General features: G+C 60.0%; 25 protein-coding genes. 16 read left to right on the top strand and 9 right to left on the bottom strand.

Annotation, left to right across the window (positions count from 1 at the left end; genetic code table 11):
• Positions 1–178: 178 nt before the first annotated feature.
• On the top strand, positions 179–499 hold the full coding sequence (locus tag F3H58_RS02570; protein WP_003524068.1) for an ArsR/SmtB family transcription factor: 321 nt from the start codon (positions 179–181) through the stop codon (positions 497–499).
• A 131-nt stretch (positions 500–630) separates the two neighbouring features.
• Here the strand turns inward: F3H58_RS02570 and F3H58_RS02565 are convergent, their stop codons facing one another.
• Positions 631–1,806 carry a DUF3095 domain-containing protein gene (locus tag F3H58_RS02565; RefSeq protein ID WP_149741095.1) on the bottom strand — a complete coding sequence of 392 codons (1,176 nt, stop codon included), beginning with the start codon at positions 1,804–1,806 and terminating at the stop codon, positions 631–633.
• A 285-nt stretch (positions 1,807–2,091) separates the two neighbouring features.
• Between F3H58_RS02565 and F3H58_RS02560 the strand changes: the two genes are divergently transcribed.
• From F3H58_RS02560 to queF, 4 genes are all read left to right on the top strand, one after another.
• The gene (locus tag F3H58_RS02560) at positions 2,092–3,198 is read left to right on the top strand and encodes a branched-chain amino acid ABC transporter substrate-binding protein (protein ID WP_065655678.1); all 1,107 of its coding nucleotides are present in this window, start codon (positions 2,092–2,094) and stop codon (positions 3,196–3,198) included.
• Positions 3,199–3,266: 68 nt separating this feature from the next.
• Positions 3,267–3,668 (top strand): glyoxalase superfamily protein, encoded by a 402-nt coding sequence (locus F3H58_RS02555; RefSeq protein ID WP_149741094.1) that lies wholly within the window; start codon positions 3,267–3,269, stop codon positions 3,666–3,668.
• Between the two features lie 155 nt (positions 3,669–3,823).
• Positions 3,824–4,726, top strand: a complete 903-nt coding sequence (locus tag F3H58_RS02550; protein WP_142780196.1) for a cation diffusion facilitator family transporter — start codon at positions 3,824–3,826, stop codon at positions 4,724–4,726.
• A 15-nt stretch (positions 4,727–4,741) separates the two neighbouring features.
• Complete coding sequence (queF, locus tag F3H58_RS02545) at positions 4,742–5,206, top strand: preQ(1) synthase (RefSeq protein WP_003523055.1); 465 nt, start codon at positions 4,742–4,744, stop codon at positions 5,204–5,206.
• A 24-nt stretch (positions 5,207–5,230) separates the two neighbouring features.
• Here queF and F3H58_RS02540 read toward each other — a convergent pair whose 3' ends face one another.
• Both F3H58_RS02540 and F3H58_RS02535 read right to left on the bottom strand, forming a co-directional pair.
• Positions 5,231–5,986: a DUF2076 domain-containing protein gene (locus F3H58_RS02540; protein WP_149741093.1), complete on the bottom strand. Its 756-nt coding sequence runs from the start codon at positions 5,984–5,986 to the stop codon at positions 5,231–5,233.
• A gap of 100 nt (positions 5,987–6,086) precedes the next feature.
• A complete protein-coding gene (locus F3H58_RS02535; protein ID WP_149741092.1) occupies positions 6,087–6,677 on the bottom strand; it encodes a HupE/UreJ family protein in 591 nt (196 codons plus the stop codon).
• Between the two features lie 236 nt (positions 6,678–6,913).
• Here F3H58_RS02535 and F3H58_RS02530 point away from each other — a divergent pair, with 236 nt between their 5' ends.
• Positions 6,914–7,495, top strand: a complete 582-nt coding sequence (locus F3H58_RS02530; RefSeq protein WP_003523060.1) for an ATP-dependent Clp protease proteolytic subunit — start codon at positions 6,914–6,916, stop codon at positions 7,493–7,495.
• Positions 7,496–7,567: 72 nt separating this feature from the next.
• Here F3H58_RS02530 and F3H58_RS02525 read toward each other — a convergent pair whose 3' ends face one another.
• Positions 7,568–7,825, bottom strand: a complete 258-nt coding sequence (locus F3H58_RS02525; protein ID WP_149741091.1) for a pentapeptide MXKDX repeat protein — start codon at positions 7,823–7,825, stop codon at positions 7,568–7,570.
• Between the two features lie 185 nt (positions 7,826–8,010).
• On the opposite strand from F3H58_RS02525, the gene F3H58_RS02520 reads away from it, so the two are divergent.
• The gene (locus tag F3H58_RS02520; RefSeq protein WP_149741090.1) at positions 8,011–8,559 is read left to right on the top strand and encodes a sigma-70 family RNA polymerase sigma factor; all 549 of its coding nucleotides are present in this window, start codon (positions 8,011–8,013) and stop codon (positions 8,557–8,559) included.
• A complete protein-coding gene (locus F3H58_RS02515; protein WP_149741089.1) occupies positions 8,556–9,200 on the top strand; it encodes an NrsF family protein in 645 nt (214 codons plus the stop codon). The genes F3H58_RS02520 and F3H58_RS02515 overlap by 4 nt, the downstream gene beginning before the upstream one ends.
• Positions 9,201–9,263: 63 nt before the next feature.
• Here F3H58_RS02515 and F3H58_RS02510 read toward each other — a convergent pair whose 3' ends face one another.
• Positions 9,264–10,346, bottom strand: a complete 1,083-nt coding sequence (locus F3H58_RS02510) for an esterase-like activity of phytase family protein (protein WP_149741088.1) — start codon at positions 10,344–10,346, stop codon at positions 9,264–9,266.
• A gap of 277 nt (positions 10,347–10,623) precedes the next feature.
• On the opposite strand from F3H58_RS02510, the gene F3H58_RS02505 reads away from it, so the two are divergent.
• The 4 genes from F3H58_RS02505 (at position 10,624) to leuA (ending at position 14,357) form a co-directional block, all read left to right on the top strand.
• Positions 10,624–11,802 carry a benzoate/H(+) symporter BenE family transporter gene (locus F3H58_RS02505; protein ID WP_149741087.1) on the top strand — a complete coding sequence of 393 codons (1,179 nt, stop codon included), beginning with the start codon at positions 10,624–10,626 and terminating at the stop codon, positions 11,800–11,802.
• A gap of 34 nt (positions 11,803–11,836) precedes the next feature.
• The gene (locus F3H58_RS02500) at positions 11,837–12,106 is read left to right on the top strand and encodes a BrnT family toxin (protein WP_137003859.1); all 270 of its coding nucleotides are present in this window, start codon (positions 11,837–11,839) and stop codon (positions 12,104–12,106) included.
• A complete protein-coding gene (brnA, locus tag F3H58_RS02495) occupies positions 12,087–12,329 on the top strand; it encodes a type II toxin-antitoxin system BrnA family antitoxin (RefSeq protein WP_170985846.1) in 243 nt (80 codons plus the stop codon). Before F3H58_RS02500 ends, brnA begins: the two co-directional genes overlap by 20 nt.
• Positions 12,330–12,647: 318 nt before the next feature.
• Positions 12,648–14,357, top strand: coding sequence for a 2-isopropylmalate synthase (gene leuA / locus F3H58_RS02490; protein WP_003523073.1), 1,710 nt, complete (start codon positions 12,648–12,650; stop codon positions 14,355–14,357).
• A 216-nt stretch (positions 14,358–14,573) separates the two neighbouring features.
• On the opposite strand, the gene F3H58_RS02480 is transcribed toward leuA, so the two are convergent.
• Entirely contained in the window at positions 14,574–15,524 is a 951-nt protein-coding gene (locus tag F3H58_RS02480) for a metallophosphoesterase family protein (protein ID WP_065655687.1), read from the bottom strand.
• Between the two features lie 66 nt (positions 15,525–15,590).
• On the opposite strand from F3H58_RS02480, the gene F3H58_RS02475 reads away from it, so the two are divergent.
• Entirely contained in the window at positions 15,591–16,082 is a 492-nt protein-coding gene (locus tag F3H58_RS02475; protein WP_149741086.1) for an NUDIX domain-containing protein, read from the top strand.
• Between the two features lie 16 nt (positions 16,083–16,098).
• Here the strand turns inward: F3H58_RS02475 and F3H58_RS02470 are convergent, their stop codons facing one another.
• Positions 16,099–17,091 (bottom strand): glutathione S-transferase family protein, encoded by a 993-nt coding sequence (locus F3H58_RS02470; RefSeq protein ID WP_149741085.1) that lies wholly within the window; start codon positions 17,089–17,091, stop codon positions 16,099–16,101.
• A 296-nt stretch (positions 17,092–17,387) separates the two neighbouring features.
• Here F3H58_RS02470 and F3H58_RS02465 point away from each other — a divergent pair, with 296 nt between their 5' ends.
• Together F3H58_RS02465 and F3H58_RS02460 are read left to right on the top strand one after the other, a co-directional pair.
• The gene (locus F3H58_RS02465) at positions 17,388–17,957 is read left to right on the top strand and encodes a GNAT family N-acetyltransferase (RefSeq protein ID WP_149741084.1); all 570 of its coding nucleotides are present in this window, start codon (positions 17,388–17,390) and stop codon (positions 17,955–17,957) included.
• 321 nt (positions 17,958–18,278) lie between these two features.
• Positions 18,279–19,592 (top strand): MFS transporter, encoded by a 1,314-nt coding sequence (locus F3H58_RS02460; RefSeq protein WP_104679561.1) that lies wholly within the window; start codon positions 18,279–18,281, stop codon positions 19,590–19,592.
• Positions 19,593–19,649: 57 nt separating this feature from the next.
• Here F3H58_RS02460 and F3H58_RS02455 read toward each other — a convergent pair whose 3' ends face one another.
• On the bottom strand, positions 19,650–20,615 hold the full coding sequence (locus F3H58_RS02455) for an MBL fold metallo-hydrolase (protein ID WP_149741083.1): 966 nt from the start codon (positions 20,613–20,615) through the stop codon (positions 19,650–19,652).
• Positions 20,616–20,701: 86 nt separating this feature from the next.
• On the opposite strand from F3H58_RS02455, the gene F3H58_RS02450 reads away from it, so the two are divergent.
• Entirely contained in the window at positions 20,702–21,655 is a 954-nt protein-coding gene (locus F3H58_RS02450) for a LysR family transcriptional regulator (protein WP_078051773.1), read from the top strand.
• On the opposite strand, the gene F3H58_RS02445 is transcribed toward F3H58_RS02450, so the two are convergent.
• The gene (locus F3H58_RS02445; RefSeq protein ID WP_077981563.1) at positions 21,652–22,065 is read right to left on the bottom strand and encodes a GNAT family N-acetyltransferase; all 414 of its coding nucleotides are present in this window, start codon (positions 22,063–22,065) and stop codon (positions 21,652–21,654) included. The two genes, F3H58_RS02450 and F3H58_RS02445, sit on opposite strands and share 4 nt — an antisense overlap.
• Positions 22,066–22,143: the final 78 nt, after the last annotated feature.

The following is a 22,143-nucleotide window of genomic DNA, read 5'->3' as shown; positions in this document are numbered from 1 at the left end:
AAATTTGACCATAATTTATTAGGCGAATAATTTGGGAAGAATAGTCTTTGAAAGGGACGCGATATAAGCAAGATTTAGGTATATACAACGTATCGACCGAATTATAAAAACACCTTTTAGACCACCTATTATAGCCACTATGACGGTCTCTTCGACTGTCATCAGGAGACTTGAGCGTATGGATAATCAATCTCTGTCGGAACATAGCATCGCCGCTGCAGACTTGCTCTCAGCGATGGCGAACCCAAAGCGCCTGATGATCTTGTGTACGCTGGTGGATACGGAAGTGCCGGTCGGTGTTCTCGCCTCGCAGGTTGGTCTCAGCCAGTCCGCTCTTTCGCAACATCTTTCGAAATTGCGTGCTCAGCGGCTGGTCAAGACAAGACGGGATGCGCAGACCATCTATTATTCCAGCAATTCCGAATCCGTTAAGAAAATCCTCGCATCACTCGAGGAAATTTACTGCCAGGCGCAAAAGAGCAGCAAGACTGCAGCCTGATCTCACGGCCTTTCAAGGCCAGAGAAGCATTACTCGATTGAAACCGGCGCATTGCGCCGGTTTTTTCTTTTGGTGGCCCTTATAGCGGTGCAACGGACTCTGCGATCTCGGGGGAGGCCCTGGCGCGGCGTTCAGTCCAGCGCCGCAGACTGCATCTGCTGCTTGAGACGGCTGGCCGCAGCCGCATATCCGCCGTCGGCACCATCCACGAAATGCATATGGTCTCGCGAAAGCGGAGACGGGACGATACAGGTCATCAAGGCGGCATCCTGTTCGTGCAGGCCGTAATAACAGCTTCCCGAGAGGCGGCCCTGTTCCAACCGCGCGCGGATTTTTTCGAGCCGTGCGGTGTCGATATCCACCGTCATCTTCAGGCCGTCGTCGAATTTCCTGAAATCGGTGTTGCTCGCGACCGACCGCCGGTAGCGTATCGCATTGAACGGTCCGAACGAGAGCCCCGTCACGCTCAAGAGATTGACGAGCAGGGACTCGCCGAGAACGCGAAACGAGCGGCGCATCTTGCCCCAGACATCGCGATAGGCAGCGCCGGCACGGGCTTCGAGGCCGAGACCCTCGCGCACAAAACCGAGTTTCGGCCCATCTTCGGGCACGGGGTGGCCGTGTCTTGCGTCCTGTTCGGCGAGATCGACAAGATCGACGACCAGTTGGCGAAATGCCGGCATGTCCCGCGACGGTCCCGGCACGGCGATGATCGACACCACCTTGCCATGGGTGGCCGGAATGGGGTTCCAGCGGCATGAAAGGCCGGTGAGATCGGGGCGTTCGCCCTTTTCGGCTGCGGGCAGGGCATATTGCCCCTCCTTCATCCGCGCTTCCGCCCAACTGTTGCCGCCGCCCGAAAACATGGCGTAGGAAACGTCCTCGCTCGCCTGAAAGCGCGCGACACGAATATCGAAGCCATTTTCACGAATATCCTCGACGGGAACCAGCGCCACGCGCATGGCAAGATCGAGATCGTCCTTCACCCAGCGCTGTACATTTGAAAGCGCGGTGCGTGCGACAGACAGCCCGTGCGGCGGCACCGCGACGGCAGCGCCATCGCCGCCGAAAACGAAGGGCAGGTCGTGACGCCCGAGACTGTTCGATACGCCTGATATGACCGCCGCACCCGCCATATTGACGGCCTTGTAGCGGCCGGTGCCGATGGCCGAAGTCGAATCGACGATATCGGCGATGGCCAGCCCCCATCCCGGCGGCAGGGCGCGATAAAGCGTCGGGTCGGCCACATCTTCAAAATGCAGGAAGACGGGCAGGCCCGTCAGAAATTCTTCATCTGCTGTGATCATGGCGTATTATCCTCCAGCGGCGACCAAACGCCAAGCGTTTACGGAAAGCCGATGCGTCCTTTCTGATGGCGCAATCACGGTCGATCCGGCGATTGATTTACCGCTAATAGAGCTAATCCAGCAAAGTGACTTGCATAAATCATCAAACCTTCCGTATGAGTTGAGTGGAAGGCTCGGAATTCAAAAATGGAACGAGTTTTCGCCGGGAGGCGTCCGATAGTTTCATTCGGTCGGCGCCCCATGGCGCTCACCGGGTCCCGCGACCCCCTTTAAGGAGACACCAGGATGAAACTGAAGACATTGACCAGCGTGACGCTTGCAGCGTCCTTCGCATTCGCACCCCTTGCTCATGCCGAAATCGTCATCGGCCTGATTGCGCCGCTCACCGGTCCTGTCGCCGCCTATGGCGACCAGGTGAAGAACGGCGCCCAGACGGCAGTCAATGAAATCAACAAGAAGGGCGGCATCCTCGGCGAACAGGTCGTGCTGAAGCTTGCAGATGACGGCGGTGAGCCGAAGCAGGGCGTTTCCGCAGCCAACCAGCTGGTTGCCGAAGGCATCCACTTCGTCGTCGGTCCGGTGACGTCCGGCGTCGCCATTCCGGCATCGGATGTCTTTGCCGAAAACGGCGTGCTGATGGTGACGCCGACGGCGACCGCGCCGGGCCTGACCAACCGTGGCCTTGCCAACGTTTTCCGCACCTGCGGTCGTGACGACCAGCAGGCCGAGGTTGCGGCGAAATATGTTCTCGCCAACCTCAAGGACAAGAAGATCGCCATCATTCACGACAAGGGCGCTTACGGCAAAGGTCTGGCGGACGCCTTCAAGACCACGCTGAATGCTGGCGGCGTGACCGAAGTTCTCTACGATGCGCTGACGCCCGGCGAAAAGGATCTCGGTGCGCTGACGGCCCGTCTGAAGTCCGACAATGCCGACATCGTCTATTTCGGCGGTTACCATCCGGAAGCGGGTCTTCTGGTGCGCCAGCTGAAAGATATCGGGTCCAAGGCTGCCGTCATCGGCGGTGACGGCCTGTCGAACAGCGAGTTCTGGAACATCGGTTCGCAGGCTGGCGAAGGCACGATCTTCACCAATGCTTCGGACGCGCTGAAGAACGACGATTCCAAGGCCGCTGCCGAAGCGCTGAAGGCCGCCAACATTCCGGCGGAAGCCTTCACGCTCAATGCTTACGCTGCCGTCGAAGTGCTGAAGGCCGGCATCGAGAAGGCCGGAAGCGCCAAGGATTCCGAAGCGGTTGCCACGGCCCTGAAAAGCGGTGACGCTTTCCCGACCGCAATCGGCAAGGTGACCTACGGCGAAAACGGCGACCTGACCTCGCAGGCCTTCTCGCTGTTCAAATGGCAGGACGGCAAGATCGTCGCAGCCGAATAAGCTGATCCTACCGGCCGCACCCTGTGCGGCCGGTATCGTTTTACGGCCGGAAAAGGGGTTGGGGCAGCATGGGCGATGCCGGAAAGCGGACTGTTGGAGACATCGGCTTCGGGCGGATATTCCCGATCGTCAGAATTTTCGACGAGGCCAAGGCGCGGGAGTTCTATGTCGCTTTTCTCGGTTTCGAGGTCGACTGGGAACATCGCTTCGGCGATAATTTCCCGCTTTACATGCAGGTTTCACGGGCCGGGATGGGGCTTCACCTCAGCGGCCATCACGGCGATGCGACGCCGGGCTCCAACATCTTCGCCACCATGCACGGTGTTCACGCCTATCAACAGGAACTGGCGGCGAAAGACTATCGCTTCATGAAGCCGGGCGTTGAAGAACTGCCATGGGGCGATGTGATGGAAGTGACCGATCCGTTCGGCAACCGCATTCGTTTCTGCGAGCAGAAAAGCGAAGAGTGATGTTTTGGGCCTGAGCGCAAGGCCCTTGACCTTGTTCTCCGTTTGAACGATAGAACGCGCAAACAGCGAACCGCGCGCACGGAGACCCCGTGCGCGCGGTTCGTGCGTTTTGGCAATCGGTCATGCAATTCGTTCGCATCCGCACGGGGGCAAAAATGAACAGTGAAGGCAATACGCTGGTCCGGAAGCTCGCATTCTGGAGCATTCCGCTTTCTTTCGGCGTGCTGGGCCTCAAGCTCGTGGCCTGGTGGGTCACCGGCTCGGTCGCGCTTTTATCGGACGGTCTGGAATCGACCGTCAATGTGGTCGCGGCCTTCATCGCCTATTTCGTCATTCGTTACGCGCAGAAGCCCGCCGATGACGACCACCAGTTCGGCCACCACAAGGCGGAATATATTTCCGCCGTCGTGGAGGGAGTGCTGATCGTCGTTGCCGCGCTTCTGATCGTGCAGGAGGCCTGGGGCGGTCTTTTCAACCCGAGGCTGCCGGAAGCGCCGGCTCTTGGTCTTGCCATCAATGCGGCGGCGGGCGTCATCAACGCCATATGGGCGACGATCCTCATCCGTGTGGGCAAAAGACACGCCTCACCGGCACTGGCCGCCGACGGCCATCACATCATGTCCGACGTCGTGACCTCGGCAGGCGTTCTCGTCGGCCTTATTCTGGCGCTGCTGACGGGTTATGCCATTCTCGATCCGCTGCTCGCCATTCTGGTGGCCATCAACATCCTGTTCCAGGGCTCCAAGGTCATTCTGCATTCGCTTGGCGGGCTGATGGATCGGGCCGTGGAGCCGGAAGAAGACGAGGCGATCAAGAAGGCCATCGCCGAACATTCCGGCGGCGTCATTGGCGTTCATGATCTGAGGACACGCCGCGCGGGCTCGGCCGCCTTCATCGATTTTCACGTCGTTGTTCCAGCCGTCATGACGGTGCGCGAGGCGCATGATATTTGCGACCGCCTTGAAGATGCCATAAGGGACGTCATACCGGGCGCCAGCCTTGCCATTCACGTCGAGCCGGAAGGCGAAAAGGCGCATGGCGTCAAAGTGATTGTTTGAAAAACAGGAGTTTCCATGTCCGTGACGGATGTTTCCGGCCTGTCGCAGCTGGGCACGAAGGTCGATACGCCTGAGAGCCCGGAAAAGGCCGTTCTCGAAAAAGTGCCGAACGGCAATGCCGGCACCGATTATGTGGTGCGCTTCACCGCGCCCGAATTCACCTCGCTTTGCCCGATGACCGGCCAGCCGGATTTCGCCCATATCGTCATCGACTATATTCCCGGCGATTTTCTGGTGGAATCGAAGTCGCTGAAGCTCTTCCTGCAGTCCTTCCGCAATCACGGCGCATTCCACGAGGATTGCTCGGTCTATATCGCCAAGCGGCTTGTTGATCTGTTGCAGCCGAAATGGCTGAGGATCGGCGCTTATTGGTATCCGCGCGGCGGCATTCCGATCGACGTCTTCTGGCAGACCGGACCGGCGCCCGAAGGCGTGTGGCTGCCGGATCAGGGCGTTCCCACCTATCGCGGTCGCGGCTGATCCGGCTTCTACGAGATTAAAGGTTCAGGCGAACGAACCGTCGTCGCCTGAATCGACATCCGCGTCGTCGGCGCTGTCGTCGTAATCGGCCTGCTGGATATCGTCATCGTCGTTGTTCTGCGGGCTGGCGCTGTCGCCGTAATAATTATTGATGACGGTTTCCTCGACAGGCGCGTTGCCGGCAGCATTGCCGCCGCCGAAGGGCGAGCCAAGGCCGAGCGACGACATGTGGCTGCCGAAAATGCCGCTCAGCGAATTGGCGAGCAGCATGCCGCCGGCGACACCCGCAGCTGTCCCAAGCGCACCCTGCAGAAAACCACCGCCGGAAGAACGTCCGAATGCGGCGGACTGCTGGCTCCAGGGGCCGCCGGGCTGCTGGCCGGCTGGCGATCCCCAGGGACCGGCCGTCTGGCCGGCGGTATCGTTGCGCCATGAGGTTTGCGGGGCAGCCGGGGAGGGGGCGGGCGTGGGTGCCGGCGGCTGCGGCTGGCCGGTTCCGAAGATGGAACTCAGAAAGCCGCCCTGCGCTGCGGCCTGCGGGGCGCCGTTGCCGCTTTCCAGCGCATGGATACGGTCTTCGAGCTGCTTGATATGCGCTGCCGCCGCCTCCAGGCCCTTTTCCTGAACGATCACCGCCTGGGCGAGATAATAAGGTGCTGCGGGCTGATCGCGCACGGCGTCTGCGATCAATGTTTCCGCCTCGCGGTCACGCGGGGTGGCGGATGCGGTTCTGGTCCTGTCGAACAGGGCCTTGAGAAGCTGGCTTTCTTCCGGTGACATATGATGCCTCCTTACCGTGAAGCGAAAATCCACGATAAGGAGGTAGGTCTCAATTCCGGCTTTTCAAAGCAGCCCGAATTTTAAATTTCGGTAATGATCGTCAGCCGCCGAAGGCGAGCGAGAGACCCGCAATCGCCGTCAACGCGCCGACCGTGCGGCTGGCTACTGAGCCGAAACGGGCAATGCCGAGACCGAGTGCTATGCCGGCCGCATGCAGGATGGCGGTGGCGATCATGAAGCCGATGCCGAATTGAAGCGCGCCGGCGCTGCCGAGTTCACCGCCATGGGCGTGGCCGTGAAAAAGCGCGAAAGCGCCGACAACGGCCGCCGCCGCTGCCGTCGGAAGCCTTGCCGCCATGGCAACAAGCAGGCCGAGACCGATGACGGAGGCGAGAATTGCTGGTTCGACGAAGGGAAGCCCGATGCCATAAACGGCCATCAGGAAGCCAGCGGCCATGGTGCCGACGAAGGCGGAAGGCACGATCCACAGCGCCTTGCGGTCGCTCTGCGCCACGGCGATCTGCGAGGCCCAGATGCCGACGGCCACCATCGCCAGAATGTGATCCGCACCGAAGAACGGGTGGGAGACGCCGGCCATGAAGGAGCCGTGTTCTTCCGGGTTCAAATGGGCGAAAGCGGGCAGGGCGGTAACGCCCAGTGCGGCGGCAGTGAGGCTTAGTCTTTTCAGCATGGTTCCCTCTTGAAATTATGGCCGTCCGCAACGGAATCTTGGGGCTTCCCGCGGCAGGCGGCGCTGCAATGAGGCGTCAACGATATCGCGAAGGCAGACAGGCTGTCCATGCGTCATCTGCCGGGGGTGCTGTTTATTGTTGGCGGGCAAACCTTGCCTTTTTCTCTCATTGCCTTACGTAACAAGTCGCACTATGTCCGAAGGGCATGCACGAATTTTGCTGGAGAGAGCCGTTGATGAACGAAGACGAAGACGACAAGAGCAAGGAACTGCCGATCGGCAAGGAAACGGAAGCGAATCTTTTCAAGTCGCGTTCGATCTTCATCTATGGTGGCATCACGCAGGAACTGGCGCAGAAGGTCTGCACACAGCTCGTGGCTCTTGCCGCCGCCAGCGACGACGACATTCGCGTTTACGTCAATTCGCCGGGCGGCCATGTCGAATCGGGTGATTCCATCCACGACATGATCAAGTTCATCAAGCCGAAGGTCTATATCATCGGCACGGGCTGGGTCGCTTCCGCCGGCGCGCTGATTTACGTTTCGGTGCCGAAGGAACGCCGCCTCTGCCTGCCGAACACCCGCTTCCTGCTGCACCAACCCTCCGGCGGCACGCGCGGCATGGCGTCCGACATCGAAATCCAGGCCCGCGAAATCATCAAGATGAACCAGCGCCTGATCAAGATCTTCTCCAAGGCCACCGGCCAGAGCGAAGAAAAGATCGCCAAGGATATCGATCGCGATTACTGGCTCGGCGCGGAAGAGGCCAAGGATTACGGCCTCGTCGGCAAGATCGTCGAGAGCCAGTCGGAACTCTGAGTTTTCGATTTTTCAGTTGAGAAAGCCCGTATCGGTGAAAACCGGTGCGGGCTTTTTCCTTTTGGGCCGGTGTTATTTCATCATGTCGCAGGCCTTCATCATGTCGGCCTTTTTCATCTTGTCCATTTCCATGCCGGCCTTGTGCATGCAATCCTTTTTGCTGGCCATGGACATGCCATCCTTTTTCATCGTCTCCGTCTTCATGGTGTCGCTATGCATGGTATCCTTCTTCATCGCATCGGTTTTCATGCTGTCGGCATGGGCGATGCCTGCGAAGGAAAGAGCGGACAGAAGGGAAGCGGCGGCAATGGCGGTAAAAATGCGGGTCATGAAGGGTCTCCTCTGGACGTCGTTGAATGTCCGCCGGCATCGCGCCGGGGCTCACGATTGTCCATTCGTCCGGGAACGCCCGGCCGTTACATCTTCACGCGCTTGTGAGGACAAGTTCGGGCGAGATTTTTTTAAAGCCACTATGTAACAATATCCTGCCGATTGCGAATAACCCGATAGTGACGATGACAGGCAGCCCTTCGGAAGAGACACTGAAAATGCTGATGCTGCGTTCCCTCGATGGGGACGAAGGCGCCTACAGGCATTTGCTTCATGCCCTGAGACGGCTGCTGATCGCCTATTACGGCCGGCGCATGGCCGCCGCCGCCAGAGGCGATGTCGAAGATCTCGTGCAGGAGACGCTGTTGTCGCTTCACGCCAAACGGGAGACCTATGATCGTGCGCGACCGTTTACGGCCTGGTTCTTTTCGATAGCGCGCTACAAGCTCATCGATCACTATCGGGGCCGGGGTGCGCGGGTGCTGACGGAAGTGGAACTCGATGAAACGCTGGAGGCGGAACCGTCCGTCGATGCGGTCACGGCCCGCATGGATGTGGAGCGGCTGCTTGATGAGTTGCCGGAACGGCAACGGGATCTCATTCGAAGGGTGAAGCTCGAAGGTCACTCAATTGCCGAAGCGGCGCAAAAATCCGGCCAGACCGAGCTTGCGGCGAGGGTTGGTATTCACAGAACGCTGAAAGTCCTGGCGGCAAAGTTGCGGGGGGACACGTGAGGAAGACGGAAGACATCATCGATCAACTGGCAGGCGATCTGAAACCCGTACCGGCTTTTGCGCTGGAGCGGAGGCTGGCGTTCGCCGCCTTGCCCGCGCTCGGCGTTTCGCTGCTGCTGATGGTCGTCATTCTGGGGCTTCGCAGCGATATGAATGACGCCATGACCGAACCGGGTTTCTGGGTCAAATCCGCCTATAATGCCCTGCTGGCCGTGGCCGCATTTTTCGCCGTCATGCGTCTTGCGCGGCCGGAGGGCGACAGGGGTGGTCTGTTCGCGTGGCTTGCGGTGATTTTTGTGGCCATGGCGGTCATCGCGCTCGTCCAGCTTGGGTTTGCCGTGCCCGGCACCTACAGGACCCTCATTCTCGGATCGTCGGCGCTGCATTGCCCGTTTTTGATCGTTGCTTTCGCGCTGCCGGTGTTTATCGCGAATTTCGCGGTTCTCAAGCGTTCGGCTCCCGCTGATCCCAGGCTTGCGGGTTTTGCCGCAGGCATCGCAGCAGGTGCTGCCGGGGCATGGGTCTATTCGTGGTTCTGCACCGAAAACGGCATGGCTTTCGTGTTAGTCTGGTATTCGCTGGGCATCCTGTTGACCGGCATCATCGGCGCTTTTGCCGGTTCACGTCTGCTCCGCTGGTGAAGGCAAGATTGCCGATGCCGGCCCGGACATGGTCCAGAACCGGCAGTCTGCTTTAGGCGGATTTCACTGACCCAGATTGGCGGGAATTGCGAATGCCGCAAACTGGGTGAACTGCTTGCCCGTGTTGAAATTGTCGTCGGAAGCGATGACGAAGAGCTGCTTGCCATCCACCACCGGGCCGAAGGCGAAGCTTTCGATATTGTCGATATCGAGGCCGAAATCGCCTTCGTTGATTTCGAACCAGGCCGATTTGGATACGGCGGCCACGGATGCGGGATCGATCTTGTCCTTGCCGAGAATATTGTCGGCGCGGGACATGTCGGCGATGAAAAAGCGGATGTGATTGCCGACGCCGGAGGCGAAATTGCGCTCGACAGCCACGAAACGGCCATCCGGCAGGGCCGCGATGGCGGAAAGGCCGTTGTCGTTATATTTCGGCTCGGCGGCTGTCGGCGTCCTAGAGATAGGCTCGGTGACATAGACATGCTCGGCGACCGGTTTCAGCGTCGCCGTGTCGATGACGAGGATACGGGCCGGGCTTCCCGCCTGCGGCGTCGCCTTGGGGCCGTCCTGGGTGAGCGCATTTTCGGTGGCGGCGATCAGCCGGCCGGGCATCAGCGTCAGGCCTTCGAAAGCGAGGTTGTTCTGTACGCCCCTGGTCTTGGCGTCATCAACGAGATAGGCGTTTGGCAGTTCCAGCCGCTTCACATTGCTGCCGTCGAGGTCCGAGACGTAAAGCGCCGGCTGGTTCTTCAGGTCGCGTTCGGAGGACCAGTAGAGCTTGCCGCCCTTGCGGTCGAGCGCGATGCCTTCCGCATCGATGCCCTTCGGCGCAAAAGCAGCGCCGGTCTCGTCCTTCAATTCGCGCGTGGCGGCGATGTTGAGCGTGGCGGCGCCTTCCGCGACAGTCAGTTCCAGTTCGTAATAACGGGCCGGCCCTTTTTCCACGCGGTCATCGGAAATTGCGAGATAACGCCCGGTTTCGCTGTCAAAGGCGAGATCGGAAATGCCGCCGAAGGTGACGCCATCGATGGAGAGGCCCGATGGAACGACGATCTGGCCGAGAAAGGCCGGCGGCGGCGGGGTCTGGGCCGCGGCGGGCAAAGCCGCAAAACAGCAGGCGACGGTGGTGACGATGCGCAGCATGGCAAGGGTCCCTCTTGTGGCGGATGACCGGTTGTGATGCAGGGAGGATTAGCGCCGTGCCGCTAAACTTTGATGACGTTTTCCATGCCGCCGTACCTGAAGTCTGGCGGCTCATCTTGCCAAGCCACGTCTTTTTTGATCCTGAATATAATCACGCTTCATCCAAAGCGTGTCGCCATCCCCGGAGTCGCGCGTCACGCTTCAGTTTTGTTTCTGCCTGTCGCCAATGCGGACCGCTGCGGTTGTTTGCGACAGGCCGCAGGCCGCAGAGTGCTTCATGCTGAAAGATTTTTCCGTCCAGAGCCTGTTCATGGGCTGCCTCACCGCCTTTGTCGGTTTCGCCAGCTCCTTCGCCGTCGTGCTGCAGGGCCTGAAAGCTGTCGGCGCGACGGATTTCGAGGCGGCGTCGGGGCTGATGGCGCTTTCGGTGGCGATGGGGCTTTGCGCCATTATTCTCTCCGCCGCCACCCGGCTTCCCATCAGCATCGCCTGGTCGACACCGGGTGCGGCGCTGCTTGCGACCACCGGCGTCATTGAGGGCGGCTTTCCGGCGGCCGTCGGCGGGTTCATCATCTGCGCCATCCTGATCATCATCGCGGGCCTGTTCCGGCCGCTGGGAAAGGCGGTCGCCTCCATTCCAGCGCCGCTTGCCAATGCCATGCTCTCCGGCGTCATCATCGGCCTGTGTTTTGCGCCCATCAAGGCGATCGGCTTCAACCCGGCGCTCGGATTGCCCATCATCCTCGCCTGGATCGTGGTGGGAGCCTTTAAACGGCTGTTCGCCGTGCCCGCCGCCCTTGCCGCCTTCGTGCTGGTGATGATTTTTGGCGTCGAAATTCCGGCGGGTGCGCTGGACAGCGTGGCGCAATCGCTGACGCCGCCGATGGAGTGGGTAACGCCCGTCTTCAGTCTCCACGCGGTTGTCTCCATCGCGCTGCCGCTCTTCATCGTCACCATGGCCTCGCAGAATATTCCCGGCATCGCGGTGCTGAAGGTCAATCATTTCGATCCGCAGCCCGGACCGCTTTTCGCCTCGACCGGCTTTTTCTCGCTGCTTTCCGCACCTTTTGGCGGCCATGCCGTCAATCTAGCGGCGATTACTGCTGCCATGTGCGCGAGCGAGGACGCCCATCCTGATCCAAAGCGGCGTTACTGGGCGGCGATCATCGGTGGTGTCGGCTATATTATTTTCGGTCTTTTGGCGGGCGTGGTCACCGCCTTCGTGGCGCTGGCGCCGCCCATCCTCATTCAGGCGGTGGCGGGGCTGGCGCTGGTCGGCGCCTTTTCCGGTTCCGCTGTCGCAGCCTTCAGGGAGCAGGAAACCCGCGAGGCGGCGGCCATCACTTTCCTCATTACGGCTTCCGGCCTTTCCTTCGGCGGCATTTCCGGGGCCTTCTGGGGCCTGATCGGCGGCGGGCTGATGATGGCGTTGCAGCGGATGGTGAAGCGTGGTTAGATAGGGAGCTTATTGTTTTAAAGAAATATTATTTATGGATTTCGAATTCGATCCTGCCAAAAGTGAAAGTAACAAAGACAAACACGGAATAGATTTTGTGGAGGCAAGAGCGCTTTGGCTGGACGAGAAAAGACTCGTCGTTCCTCTCGAAACCACGTCGGAAGAGCGGTATATTATGGTCGCCCAGTTACGCGGGAAGTGCTGGAGCGCCATTTATACTTACAGAAATGACCGGTTGCGTATCATCTCCGTCAGGCGTTCCAGAGACAAGGAAAGGCAGCGTTATGAAGACGATCAGCGCTGAAGAATTTGACAGGAAATTCGACGATGGCGAAGACATCGACGATTATCTCGACTGGTCCAAGGCAAGCCGTCCTGGACTGGAAATGGTGCATGTCGATATCGATCTGCCTGAAAAGCTTTTGCGAAAAGTGGATGCGGAAGCGGTGCGCCTTGGCAGGACACGACAATCCCTGATGGCCGAATGGATTGCCGAAAGGTTGGAGAGCGGCAGGCAGGGAAAATAACCGGCGCACGGCACAAGATCACTTGTCAGACCGCCAGCCGCTGTTTATACACATCGCCATGAGCAACAGCATCGCAACCATTTTTGGCATGAGCGCGCAGATTTCTGCGAAGGCCTCGCCATGCGGTGCACTCTCGCTTCTTAGCCTCGACCTTACACGCGGTTGCCGGGTCCAGTGAGGAGCGCCCGGCGGCCGAAAGCCCGCTGGTGCAAACGCTCCTCATCTCGAAATCTCATTTTATACTGGATTTAGGCCCTCAAGGGCCGCGCATCCGCCGATGGCGAAAGACGCCCGCGGACTGCGCAAGGAGGAAGCGAAATGGACGGCAAGATCACCAATATTTCCAAGGGTATGGCTGACGCGAGCGTGAAGTATCGCCCTTACCCGACCATCAATATCCCCGACCGCACCTGGCCGGGCAAGACCATCGACAAGGCGCCGATCTGGTGTTCGGTGGACCTGCGCGACGGCAACCAGTCGCTGGTCAACCCCATGGGTCACGACCGCAAGGCCCGCATGTTCAAGCTGCTGCTCGAAATGGGTTTCAAGGAAATCGAAATCGGTTTTCCTTCCGCCTCGCAGACGGATTTCGATTTCGCCCGCTGGTGCGTGGAAGAGGGCAATGTGCCTGACGATGTCTCCCTGCAGGTGCTGGTGCAGTGCCGGCCGGAGCTGATCACCCGTACCTTCGAGGCGCTGGAGGGCGCCAACAAGCCGATCATCCACTTCTACAATTCCACTTCGGAATTGCAGCGCCGCGTGGTGTTTGGCAAGGATGTGCACGGCATCAAGCAGATCGCCGTCGATGCGGCCAAGATGATCACCGATATGGCGGCGAAGGCCGGCGGCGGTTACCGCTTCGAATATTCGCCTGAGAGCTTTACCGGCACAGAGCTGGAAGTGGCGCTGGAAATCTGCAACGCCGTGGTCGAGGTGGTGAAGCCGACGGCCGACAACAAGCTGATCCTGAACCTGCCCTCGACGGTGGAAATGGCGACGCCGAACATCTATGCCGACCAGATCGAATGGATGTGCCGCAATATCGACAATCGCGAAAACGTCATCATCTCGCTGCATCCGCATAATGACCGCGGCACGGGCATCGCCGCGACCGAACTGGGCCTGATGGCCGGTGCGGACCGCGTTGAAGGCACGCTGTTCGGCAATGGTGAGCGCACTGGCAATGTCGACGTCGTGACACTGGCGCTGAACATGTATACGCAGGGTGTCGATCCGGAGCTGGATTGCCGCGATATCGAGCGCATCAAGGCGGTCTATGAATATTCCAACGAGATGACGATCCCCGAGCGCCACCCCTATGTCGGCGAACTGGTCTATACGGCCTTTTCCGGCTCGCATCAGGATGCGATCAACAAGGGCATGAAGGCGATCAAGGTTGCCAACCACCCAGTGTGGGAAGTGCCCTATCTGCCGATCGACCCAAAGGATGTCGGCCGTTCCTACGAGGCGATCATCCGCATCAACTCGCAATCCGGCAAGGGCGGCATAGCCTACATTCTGCAGCAGGATTACGGCATCAACCTGCCGCGCAACCTGCAGGTGGAATTCCGCGAGGATATCCAGCGCATCACCGATGAAGAGGGCGTGGAACTGCCGGCCAAGCGCATCTACGAGCGCTTTATCGAGCGTTACGTGACGCAGCCGAATGCGCGCATCAAGTTCGTCGATCACCACACCTATCCGGCCGGCGATTTCAAGGGCGTGCGCATCGTCGCCGCCGAGATCACCGATAATGGCGAGGTGAAGCGTATCGAAGGCAAGGGTACGGGTCCGATCGACGGGTTCATCAATGCGCTGTCGGTCTATCTCGGCATCGATCTGTCGGTGAATGATTATTCGGAACATTCGCTGCAGCATGGCTCGAACGCTTCGGCCATTGCCTATGTCGAGATGGAGCATCCGGGCGGCAAGCTGTTCGGGGCAGGCGTCAATACGAATATCGTAGCGGCGTCGCTGGAGGCGATTGTTTCGGCGGCCAATCGGGTGCTGGAAGAGCGGGCGCGGTAAGTGGGCCTTGAGGGTGGGGCTTTACCCCCCTCTGTCCTGCCGGACATCTCCCCCTCAAGGGGGGAGATCGACTCGCGGATAGGTCTCGCCCATCTCAACGTTTGTTAATGAAATGGCGGTAGCGCTTCCTGCTGATCTCCCCCCTTGAGGGGGAGATGCCCGGCAGGGCAGAGGGGGGGGGGTGAAGCCACACACTCCAACCTCACCGCAGCGAATTTACTCCCCCAGCAGCGAAAACCCCAGCGGCCGCCCGTTTTCATAAAACACCCGCACATCCTCCAGCGCCACGCCCGTCCCCGTCTCATTGAGGCTGTGGCGCTCACAGGCGACATTCCATGTGCCGGGGCCACCGGAAATATGGAAGAGATTATAGGCCGCGCGCGGTTTTTCACCGCCGGGTCCCTGGCTGGCGGAGGAAATGCCGACGACCGGGATGTGGTCTTCCCCATGATGCGTATTCAGCCAGTAGACCGTGTTGAGATGGGTATGGCCATGCAGCACGAGTTCCGCGCCGCCGACGCCCAGCGCCGCTGCGAAACGGCGGATGCCGATCATACGCTTGTGGGTGGGGGAAGCGCCCCGGATCGGCGGGTGATGGATCATCACCACCCGGAACAGCCCCTGTTCACCGGCTTTTTTCAAAAGCTCCGCCGTCGCGCGCGCCTGCCGGTTGCCGAAATAGCCAGTGGCTGAGAAAGGCGGTGTCGCAATCGAGGTGGAGCAGCCAATGAGTGCGACGGGACCGCGCACGCGCATATAGGGGAAAATCTTGCGGTCGTCGTCCCACTCCGGCGGATCGCCATCGCCACGAACATAGGGATACCAGGCCTGCATGGCCTTGTCGTGCGCGCCGGAAACATAGGCGTCGTGATTGCCGGGAACGACGGAGGTTTTTTCGGGATCGCCCACCTCCTCCAGCCAGTCGGCGGCGGCGCGGATTTCAATCCCGGTCGCAAGATTGACGAGATCGCCGGTAATAGCCAGATGGTCCGGTGACTTTGTCTCCAGATCGTCGAGCAGTTTTTCCAGCGTATCGGTGAAGAGATGCTTGCGGCGGTTGCGGTGCCAGTTGACAAAACCGGTGATACGCTTGGATGCAAGTTCGCGGAAAGTGAGTTTTGGCAGTGGCCCCAAATGGACGTCTGAAATATGCGCAAGTTTGAACATGGCGGCAGAGATAACCTATGATATGCCGCGCGTCCAATGAAAGCCGGCAGGCGGGGAGAAACCAGGGTGAATGACGAAACAACCGGGCGGCAGGCCCGTCCGTTCCATATGCGTGTCTTCATCCGTTTTCTGCATTTCGTTTTTCTGTTCACGCGCGGCGCCACCCTTGGCGTGCGTGCGGCCTGTTTCGATGAAAAGGGCAGGATTTTTCTGGTGCGGCACACCTATCTGCCGGGCTGGTATCTGCCGGGCGGCGGGGTGGAACGTGGTGAAACCCTGCTCGTGGCGCTGCACAAGGAAATCCGCGAGGAAGGCAATCTCGAAGCAGCCTCCAGGCCGGAGCTTTTCCATGTCTATCTCAATCTGGAAGGCAGCAATCGCGATCATGTTGCGCTCTACCGGCTTGACGTCACCCAGACCAAACCGAAAAAGCCGGATCACGAAATTGCCGAAAGCGGCTTTTTCGACCTGTCGGAGCTGCCGGAAGGGGTGACGGCCGCCACCCGTCGCCGCCTTGCCGAGCTTGCCGCCGAAGCGCCGATCGTCGATCACTGGTAAAGGCGGCGGCTCTCCGTCAGGAGAGCGCCTCGCGGCCATGCGCCATTGTCAGGTCCAGTTCCGGGCCGATGGGCACGATGCCGGTCGGGTTGATGGTGCGGTGGCTGCGGTAATAATGCTCCTTGATGTGGCGCATATCCACCGTCTCTGGCACGCCCGGCGTCTGGTAAAGATCGCGCAGGTAATCCGTCAGGTGCGGATAGTCGTGGATGCGGCGGATATTGCATTTGAAATGGCCGACATAGACGGGGTCAAACCGCACCATCGTCGTGAACAGGCGCCAGTCCGCTTCCGTCTGTTCCGCACCGAACAGGAAGCGCCGGTCCTTCAAGCGGTCCTCCAGCATATCGAGCGTTTCGAACACTTTTACGGCATTCTGCTGATAGGCATCCTGCGTGGTGGCGAAGCCGGCCTTGTAGACGCCGTTATTGACGGTGTCGTAGATCACGTCGTTCAGTGCGTCGATCTCGCCGCGTAGCGCTTCAGGATAATAATCGGCCTGCGAGCCGGTGAGATCGTTGAAGGCGGAATTGAACATGCGGATGATTTCCGCCGATTCATTGGAGACGATGGTGCCGCGCTTTTTGTCCCAGAGCACCGGCACGGTGACGCGCCCCGAATATTTGGGGTCCGCCTTTGTGTAGACCTGCCAGAGTGCGGAGGAGCCGAAGAGGTGATCCTCGGTCGCGCCCGGCGTGCGTTCGCCCTCAGGCTTGAATTCCCAGCCGTTTTCCAGCATCAGCGGATCGACGACGGAGACGGAAATCAGGTCCTCCAGCTTTTTCAGCTTGCGGAAAATCAGGGTGCGGTGCGCCCAGGGGCAGGCGAAGGAGACATAGAGGTGGTAACGGTCCTTCTCGGCCTCGAACCCGCCTTCTCCGGAAGGACCGGGCGCGCCATCCGCTGTGATCCAGTTACGGAATTGCGAGGCGCTGCGCTTGAAATGCCCCTTGGTTTCCTTGGTGTCATACCAGACGTCTTTCCATACGCCTTCCACCAGCATGCCCATGATGATCTCCTTAATTGTTTCCTTTTGAGCGATCCTAACCGTTCTGCACTCTCCCGCGAACCCGAAAGGCGTTGAACAATGCGTTTCCGGTCCTGTGGAAACTGAATGGGATAGCGCAGAGATTTGTTCTGGACGGGTGAGAATTTTCCTGATAACTGCAATTCTCACAATTCTGAGGAAATTTTTGATTATGATCGAACCACGGATGCTCCGACGACGCTGACGCTCCTGAACGCCCTAACCGGCGCAGCCGTCATCTATTGTCGCATCCGCATTCTGGAAGTTTCGGTCTCTTCATGTCCAAGCACGATCTTGTCTACCTCACCGAGGACGCGTCGCACGACGCCATCATCGACGTCATCAACGAAGAAGCATTCGGTCCCGGTAGGCATACCCGGGCCGCAGCGCGCATTCGTGAGCAGGGGCCGCATGACCGGTCGCTGTCCTTCGTCTGCGCCGATGATGGCGAAACCATTGCTTCAGTGCGCATGACGCCGGTTCTGGCGGGCGGGGTGAAGGGCCATATGCTCGGGCCCCTTGCGGTTCGGCCGTCGCACAAGAACAAGGGTATCGGCCGGGAGCTCGTCCGGATCGCCATTGCCGCCGCCCGGCGGAAGGGCTCGGAAGCGGTAATCCTGATCGGCGATCCGCCCTATTACATGCCGCTCGGTTTCGAGAAGGTCGCTTATGCGGCGCTCGATTTTCCAGGCCCGGTGGACCCGAACCGGGTGCTCGTCGTGCCGATTGGCGACGACGTGCACCAGCGGCTGAAGGGCAAGATCGGCTGGCGTAAATGCGAGGCCGTGATGTCGGCCGCCACGGCGGAAGATGAGGGTTTTGAGGAGCCGCTCAGGGTTTACGGTTGAAGATTTTTCTTCTCACCATGATACTATCCCTTCCGTCATTCCGGCCTTGAGCCGGAATCCAGCCGACGCGCGTCGGCGCGGCTAAAGAATCTTTTTTCAGCCCAAGGACTTGGGCTGGCTGGACCCCGGATCTAATCCGGGGTGACGGAAGGCCTGTTGCGAATTACGGGAACCATCGAGACTGCCGTGCCAATCCTCGTGTGGTAAAATCTTCTTCCGATGGTCTGTCTCGAAACAGCGCGTCTCCGCCACAGAATTCAATTCCGTTTCCTCCCCCTATACGATAGCAAGTCAAAGTCGATTTCTGCAAAGGGGCGGGGCATGACGGCGATTACCATGAACGATGCGCTGGAGCGCGCGGGCGCAGGCGCCTATCAACGGCGGCTGATGGGCATATTCGGCCTCGTCTGGGCGGCGGATGCCATGCAGGTTCTGGCGGTTGGCTTCACCGCCGCGTCTATCGCCGCAACCTTCGGGCTGACGGTGCCGCAGGCGTTGCAGACCGGCACGGCGTTCTTTTTCGGCATGCTGCTGGGTGCTGCCGGTTTCGGGCGGCTGGCGGATCGTTACGGGCGTCGCCGCGTGCTGATCGTCACCGTGGCCTGTGATGCGCTGTTCGGCGTGCTTTCGGTGTTCGCGCCTGATTTCACTATTCTGCTCGTTCTGCGCTTTCTCACCGGCGCTGCCGTGGGCGGCACGCTGCCCGTGGATTATGCGATGATGGCCGAATTCCTGCCGGCGAAGAACAGGGGACGCTGGCTGGTCTTTCTCGAGGGCTTCTGGGCTGTCGGCACGCTGATCGTGGCGCTGGCGGCCTGGGGCGCCAGCCTTGCCGGCGTTGCCGATGCGTGGCGGTATATATTCGCGGTGACGGCTTTTCCGGCGGTTCTCGGCCTTGGCCTGCGCTTTCTGGTGCCGGAATCGCCGCTTTACCTGCTGCGCGGCGGGCGGTTGGAGGAAGCCAAGGCCGTCGTCAACCGCATGCTGGTGACGAATGGGCGTGCGCCGCTCGATGCCGGGACCGGGCTTTTCCAGCCTGACGTGGGCAAAGGGCAGGGGATATTTTCACCGGCGCTCCGGCAGCGCAGCATCATGATCCTTGCCATCTGGTTCCTCGTTTCCGTTTCCTATTACGGCGTCTTCACATGGATGCCGGCGAAACTGGCCGGAGACGGGTTCGGTTTCGTGCGCGGTTACGGGTTTCTGGTACTGGTGGCATTGGCGCAGATCCCCGGTTATGCGCTTGCCGCCTATGGCGTCGAAAAATGGGGCCGCAAGCCGACGCTGATCGGCTTCTGCCTGCTCTCTGCGCTTGGGTGCCTACTTTTCACGCTGGCCTCGGCGGGTGCGATGATCGCCGCCTCGCTTCTTATCATGAGCTTTGCGCTGCTCGGCACCTGGGGCGCGCTTTACGCCTATACGCCGGAGCTTTACCCGACGGAATCGCGGGCGACCGGCATGGGGGCTGCGGGCGCCATGGCAAGGCTCGGCGGCCTGCTGGCGCCGTCTCTGCTCGGTTATGCCATTGCGCAGGGCTTTGGGGTCGCGATCGGCATCTTTGCCGGTTTGCTGGTGCTGGCGGCCATAGCCGCAACGATGATCAACGCGGAAACGCGCCAGGTGGCGCTCACCTGAGGTCGCGATCCACGGCGATGGCCCGATCTTTCAGAACCGGGCCACGTCTTGTTCTTATCAGAGCGCGGCGTAATTGACCGGCAGCCAATCATAATTGGTGCTATCGGTGCGCACGTGGCCGATGCCGGGGAAGGCGATATGCGCGCCGGCCACCAGATATTTGCCCTCTACCGCCTGTTTGAATGCCAAATCACGCGCCACGACGGCGGCCTTCTGGTCGACGTCGAATTCGATTGCCACGTCAGGCTCATCGAACTGGAGGATATCGCCATGGGTGATATCGCCCCAGAAGACGATTTTCTGGCCTTCGCTTTCCAGAACGACAGCGCTGTGGCCGGGCGTGTGGCCGGCGTAAAGGATAGAGCCGAGACCGGGAACCGGCGCGGCATTGTCGCCGAATGTCTTGAACTTGCTGGCATCGATATAGGGCTGGATGCTTTCCTTGGCTTCAGCATAATATTTTTTCATCGCTTCGGGCGCGGCCTTCGCCTTTGCCTCATCCAGCCAGAAAGCGGCTTCGCGATTGTTGACGTGCAGGGTTGCGTTGGCGAAAACGCGTTTGCCATTCGCCGACAGTCCGCCGGAATGGTCGGTGTGGATGTGTGTGAGGATAACGTCGTCGATCTCACCGGCCTTGTAGCCCGAGGCTTCGATATTGGCGACGAGCTTGCCAAGGCTCGCGCCGAGATAGGTGCCGGTGCCGGCATCAATCAGCACCAGCCTGTCGCCGGTATTGACCAGAAACGCATTGACGGAGGTCGGCGTCTCGTCCGGCAGGAAGGCATCCTTCAGCACCTTGGATGCGTGTTCCGGTGTCGTGTTGGTGTAAAGTTTTGCAAGCGGCAGCGCGACGACGCCATCCGACAGCGCGGTGACTTCCACCTTGCCGACCATCAGCCTGTAGAAGCCGGGTGCCTGTGTGGCAGCGAGCGGCGCTTTGGCAAAGGCGAGGGAGGGCGCAATGAAAGGGGCTGCAAAGATGGCGCTGGCGGCGCCTTTGAGAAGTGAGCGACGTGATGGCATTAAAGGCTCCTGAGTTAGGGAACGTCTTGAAACTTTCCGCACTCCAGCTAAGTGTAAGGGGGTCAGCAATCAAATCGATGTGACTTATGCAAACTATCGATCATTTCAATCTCCGTTCCTTCGACCTCAATCTCCTCGTCGCTTTCGATGCGATGATGGAAGAGATGAACGTGACGCGCGCCGCGCGGCGGCTGAAAATCCAGCAGCCGGCCATGAGCCATAACATCTCAACTTTGCGGACCCTGTTTCAGGATGAGCTTTTCATCCGCGTGGGGCAGGAGATGAAGCCGACGGCGCGGGCGCTCCATCTGGCGGGCCCGGTGCGGCAGGCGCTCAGGCAGGCGCAGGCGGCGGTTTTGACGGCGGATGTGTTCGATCCGGCGACGGAGCGCCGCACGTTCCGGCTGGGCATGTCGAGCGAGGTGGAGCTGTTGCTTTTGCCGGATCTGACGGCGCGACTGCGGGAGATCGCGCCCGGTATTCGCATTCTGGCCCGCAGCGGGCAGGAGCAGGAAATTACCGCGATGCTGGATACGGGTGTGATCGACATGGCGGTCGGATGCACCTACTCGAAAGAGCAGCGCCACCACTGCGAACCGCTTTATTCCTCCAGCGTGCTTTGCTGTTTCAATCCGGCCTTGCTCGATCTGCCCAATCCCGTCGGGCTGGACGCCTATATGGAGGCCAAACATGCGGTTATCTCGCAGACGGACAGCCTCCATGGCTGCATCAAGGATGCGCTGGAACTGAGCGGCTTGGAAATCGATGTCGTCGCGGCCGCACCGGATTTTCTCTCGGTGCTGGCAACGGCGCGATCCTCGGCGGTGCTGGCGACCGTGTCCTCACGCATCGCGCTGCGTTATGCGCCAATGCTGGGGCTGGAAATAAGCCCGGTGCCGGTGACGCTGAGTTTCCCGCCCGTCGCCATGGTCTGGACATTGCAGACTGACGCGGATGCCGGAGCCGTATGGCTTCGCCAGCAAATCCGCGAGGCTATGGGACGAACGGTGGACGGTGGGGTATCGGGGATTGCCGCCTAGAACCGCTTCTCCAGCCAGGTGATCGACTGGCCGCTGGAAAGGGGGCCAAGCGAGCCAATCTTCGTGAAACCGTAGCGCTCATAGGTTCTCAGGGCGTCCGGGTTCATCGTGTCGATATAGGCGCCCATGCAGCCGCGCTTTCTGGCTTCTTCCTCCGCCATGGCAAGCAGCTTCGGGCCTGTGCCCTGACCGCGCATGACCTCCGGCACGAAAAGAAGCTGCACGTAAAGCCAGCCGCGAGCGGTATGGCCCACCAGACCGCCGGTGACGGTATTGTCGTCATCGCGGATGGTGATGTTGAGTTCGCGTTTGTCGCTTTCGCCGAAACGGGCGAGATTATAAGCCACCAGCGGATCGCGAATGGCCTTTTCGGCCTCTGCATCCGCGACATCGCTCAAAACGAAATTCATGTTCATCTTCCCGGGCCGCCGGGCGGCGGCCGTTTCCCGTTTTCCGTTCCGAGACCTGAAGCGCTTCGCTGGAAACGC

It is taken from the genome of Rhizobium sp. NFACC06-2 (assembly GCF_900101425.1).
Lineage (GTDB): Bacteria > Pseudomonadota > Alphaproteobacteria > Rhizobiales > Rhizobiaceae > Agrobacterium > Agrobacterium leguminum.
The sequence above is the reverse complement of the archived record's forward strand: the minus strand, read 5'-3'. Positions and strand labels throughout refer to the sequence as shown.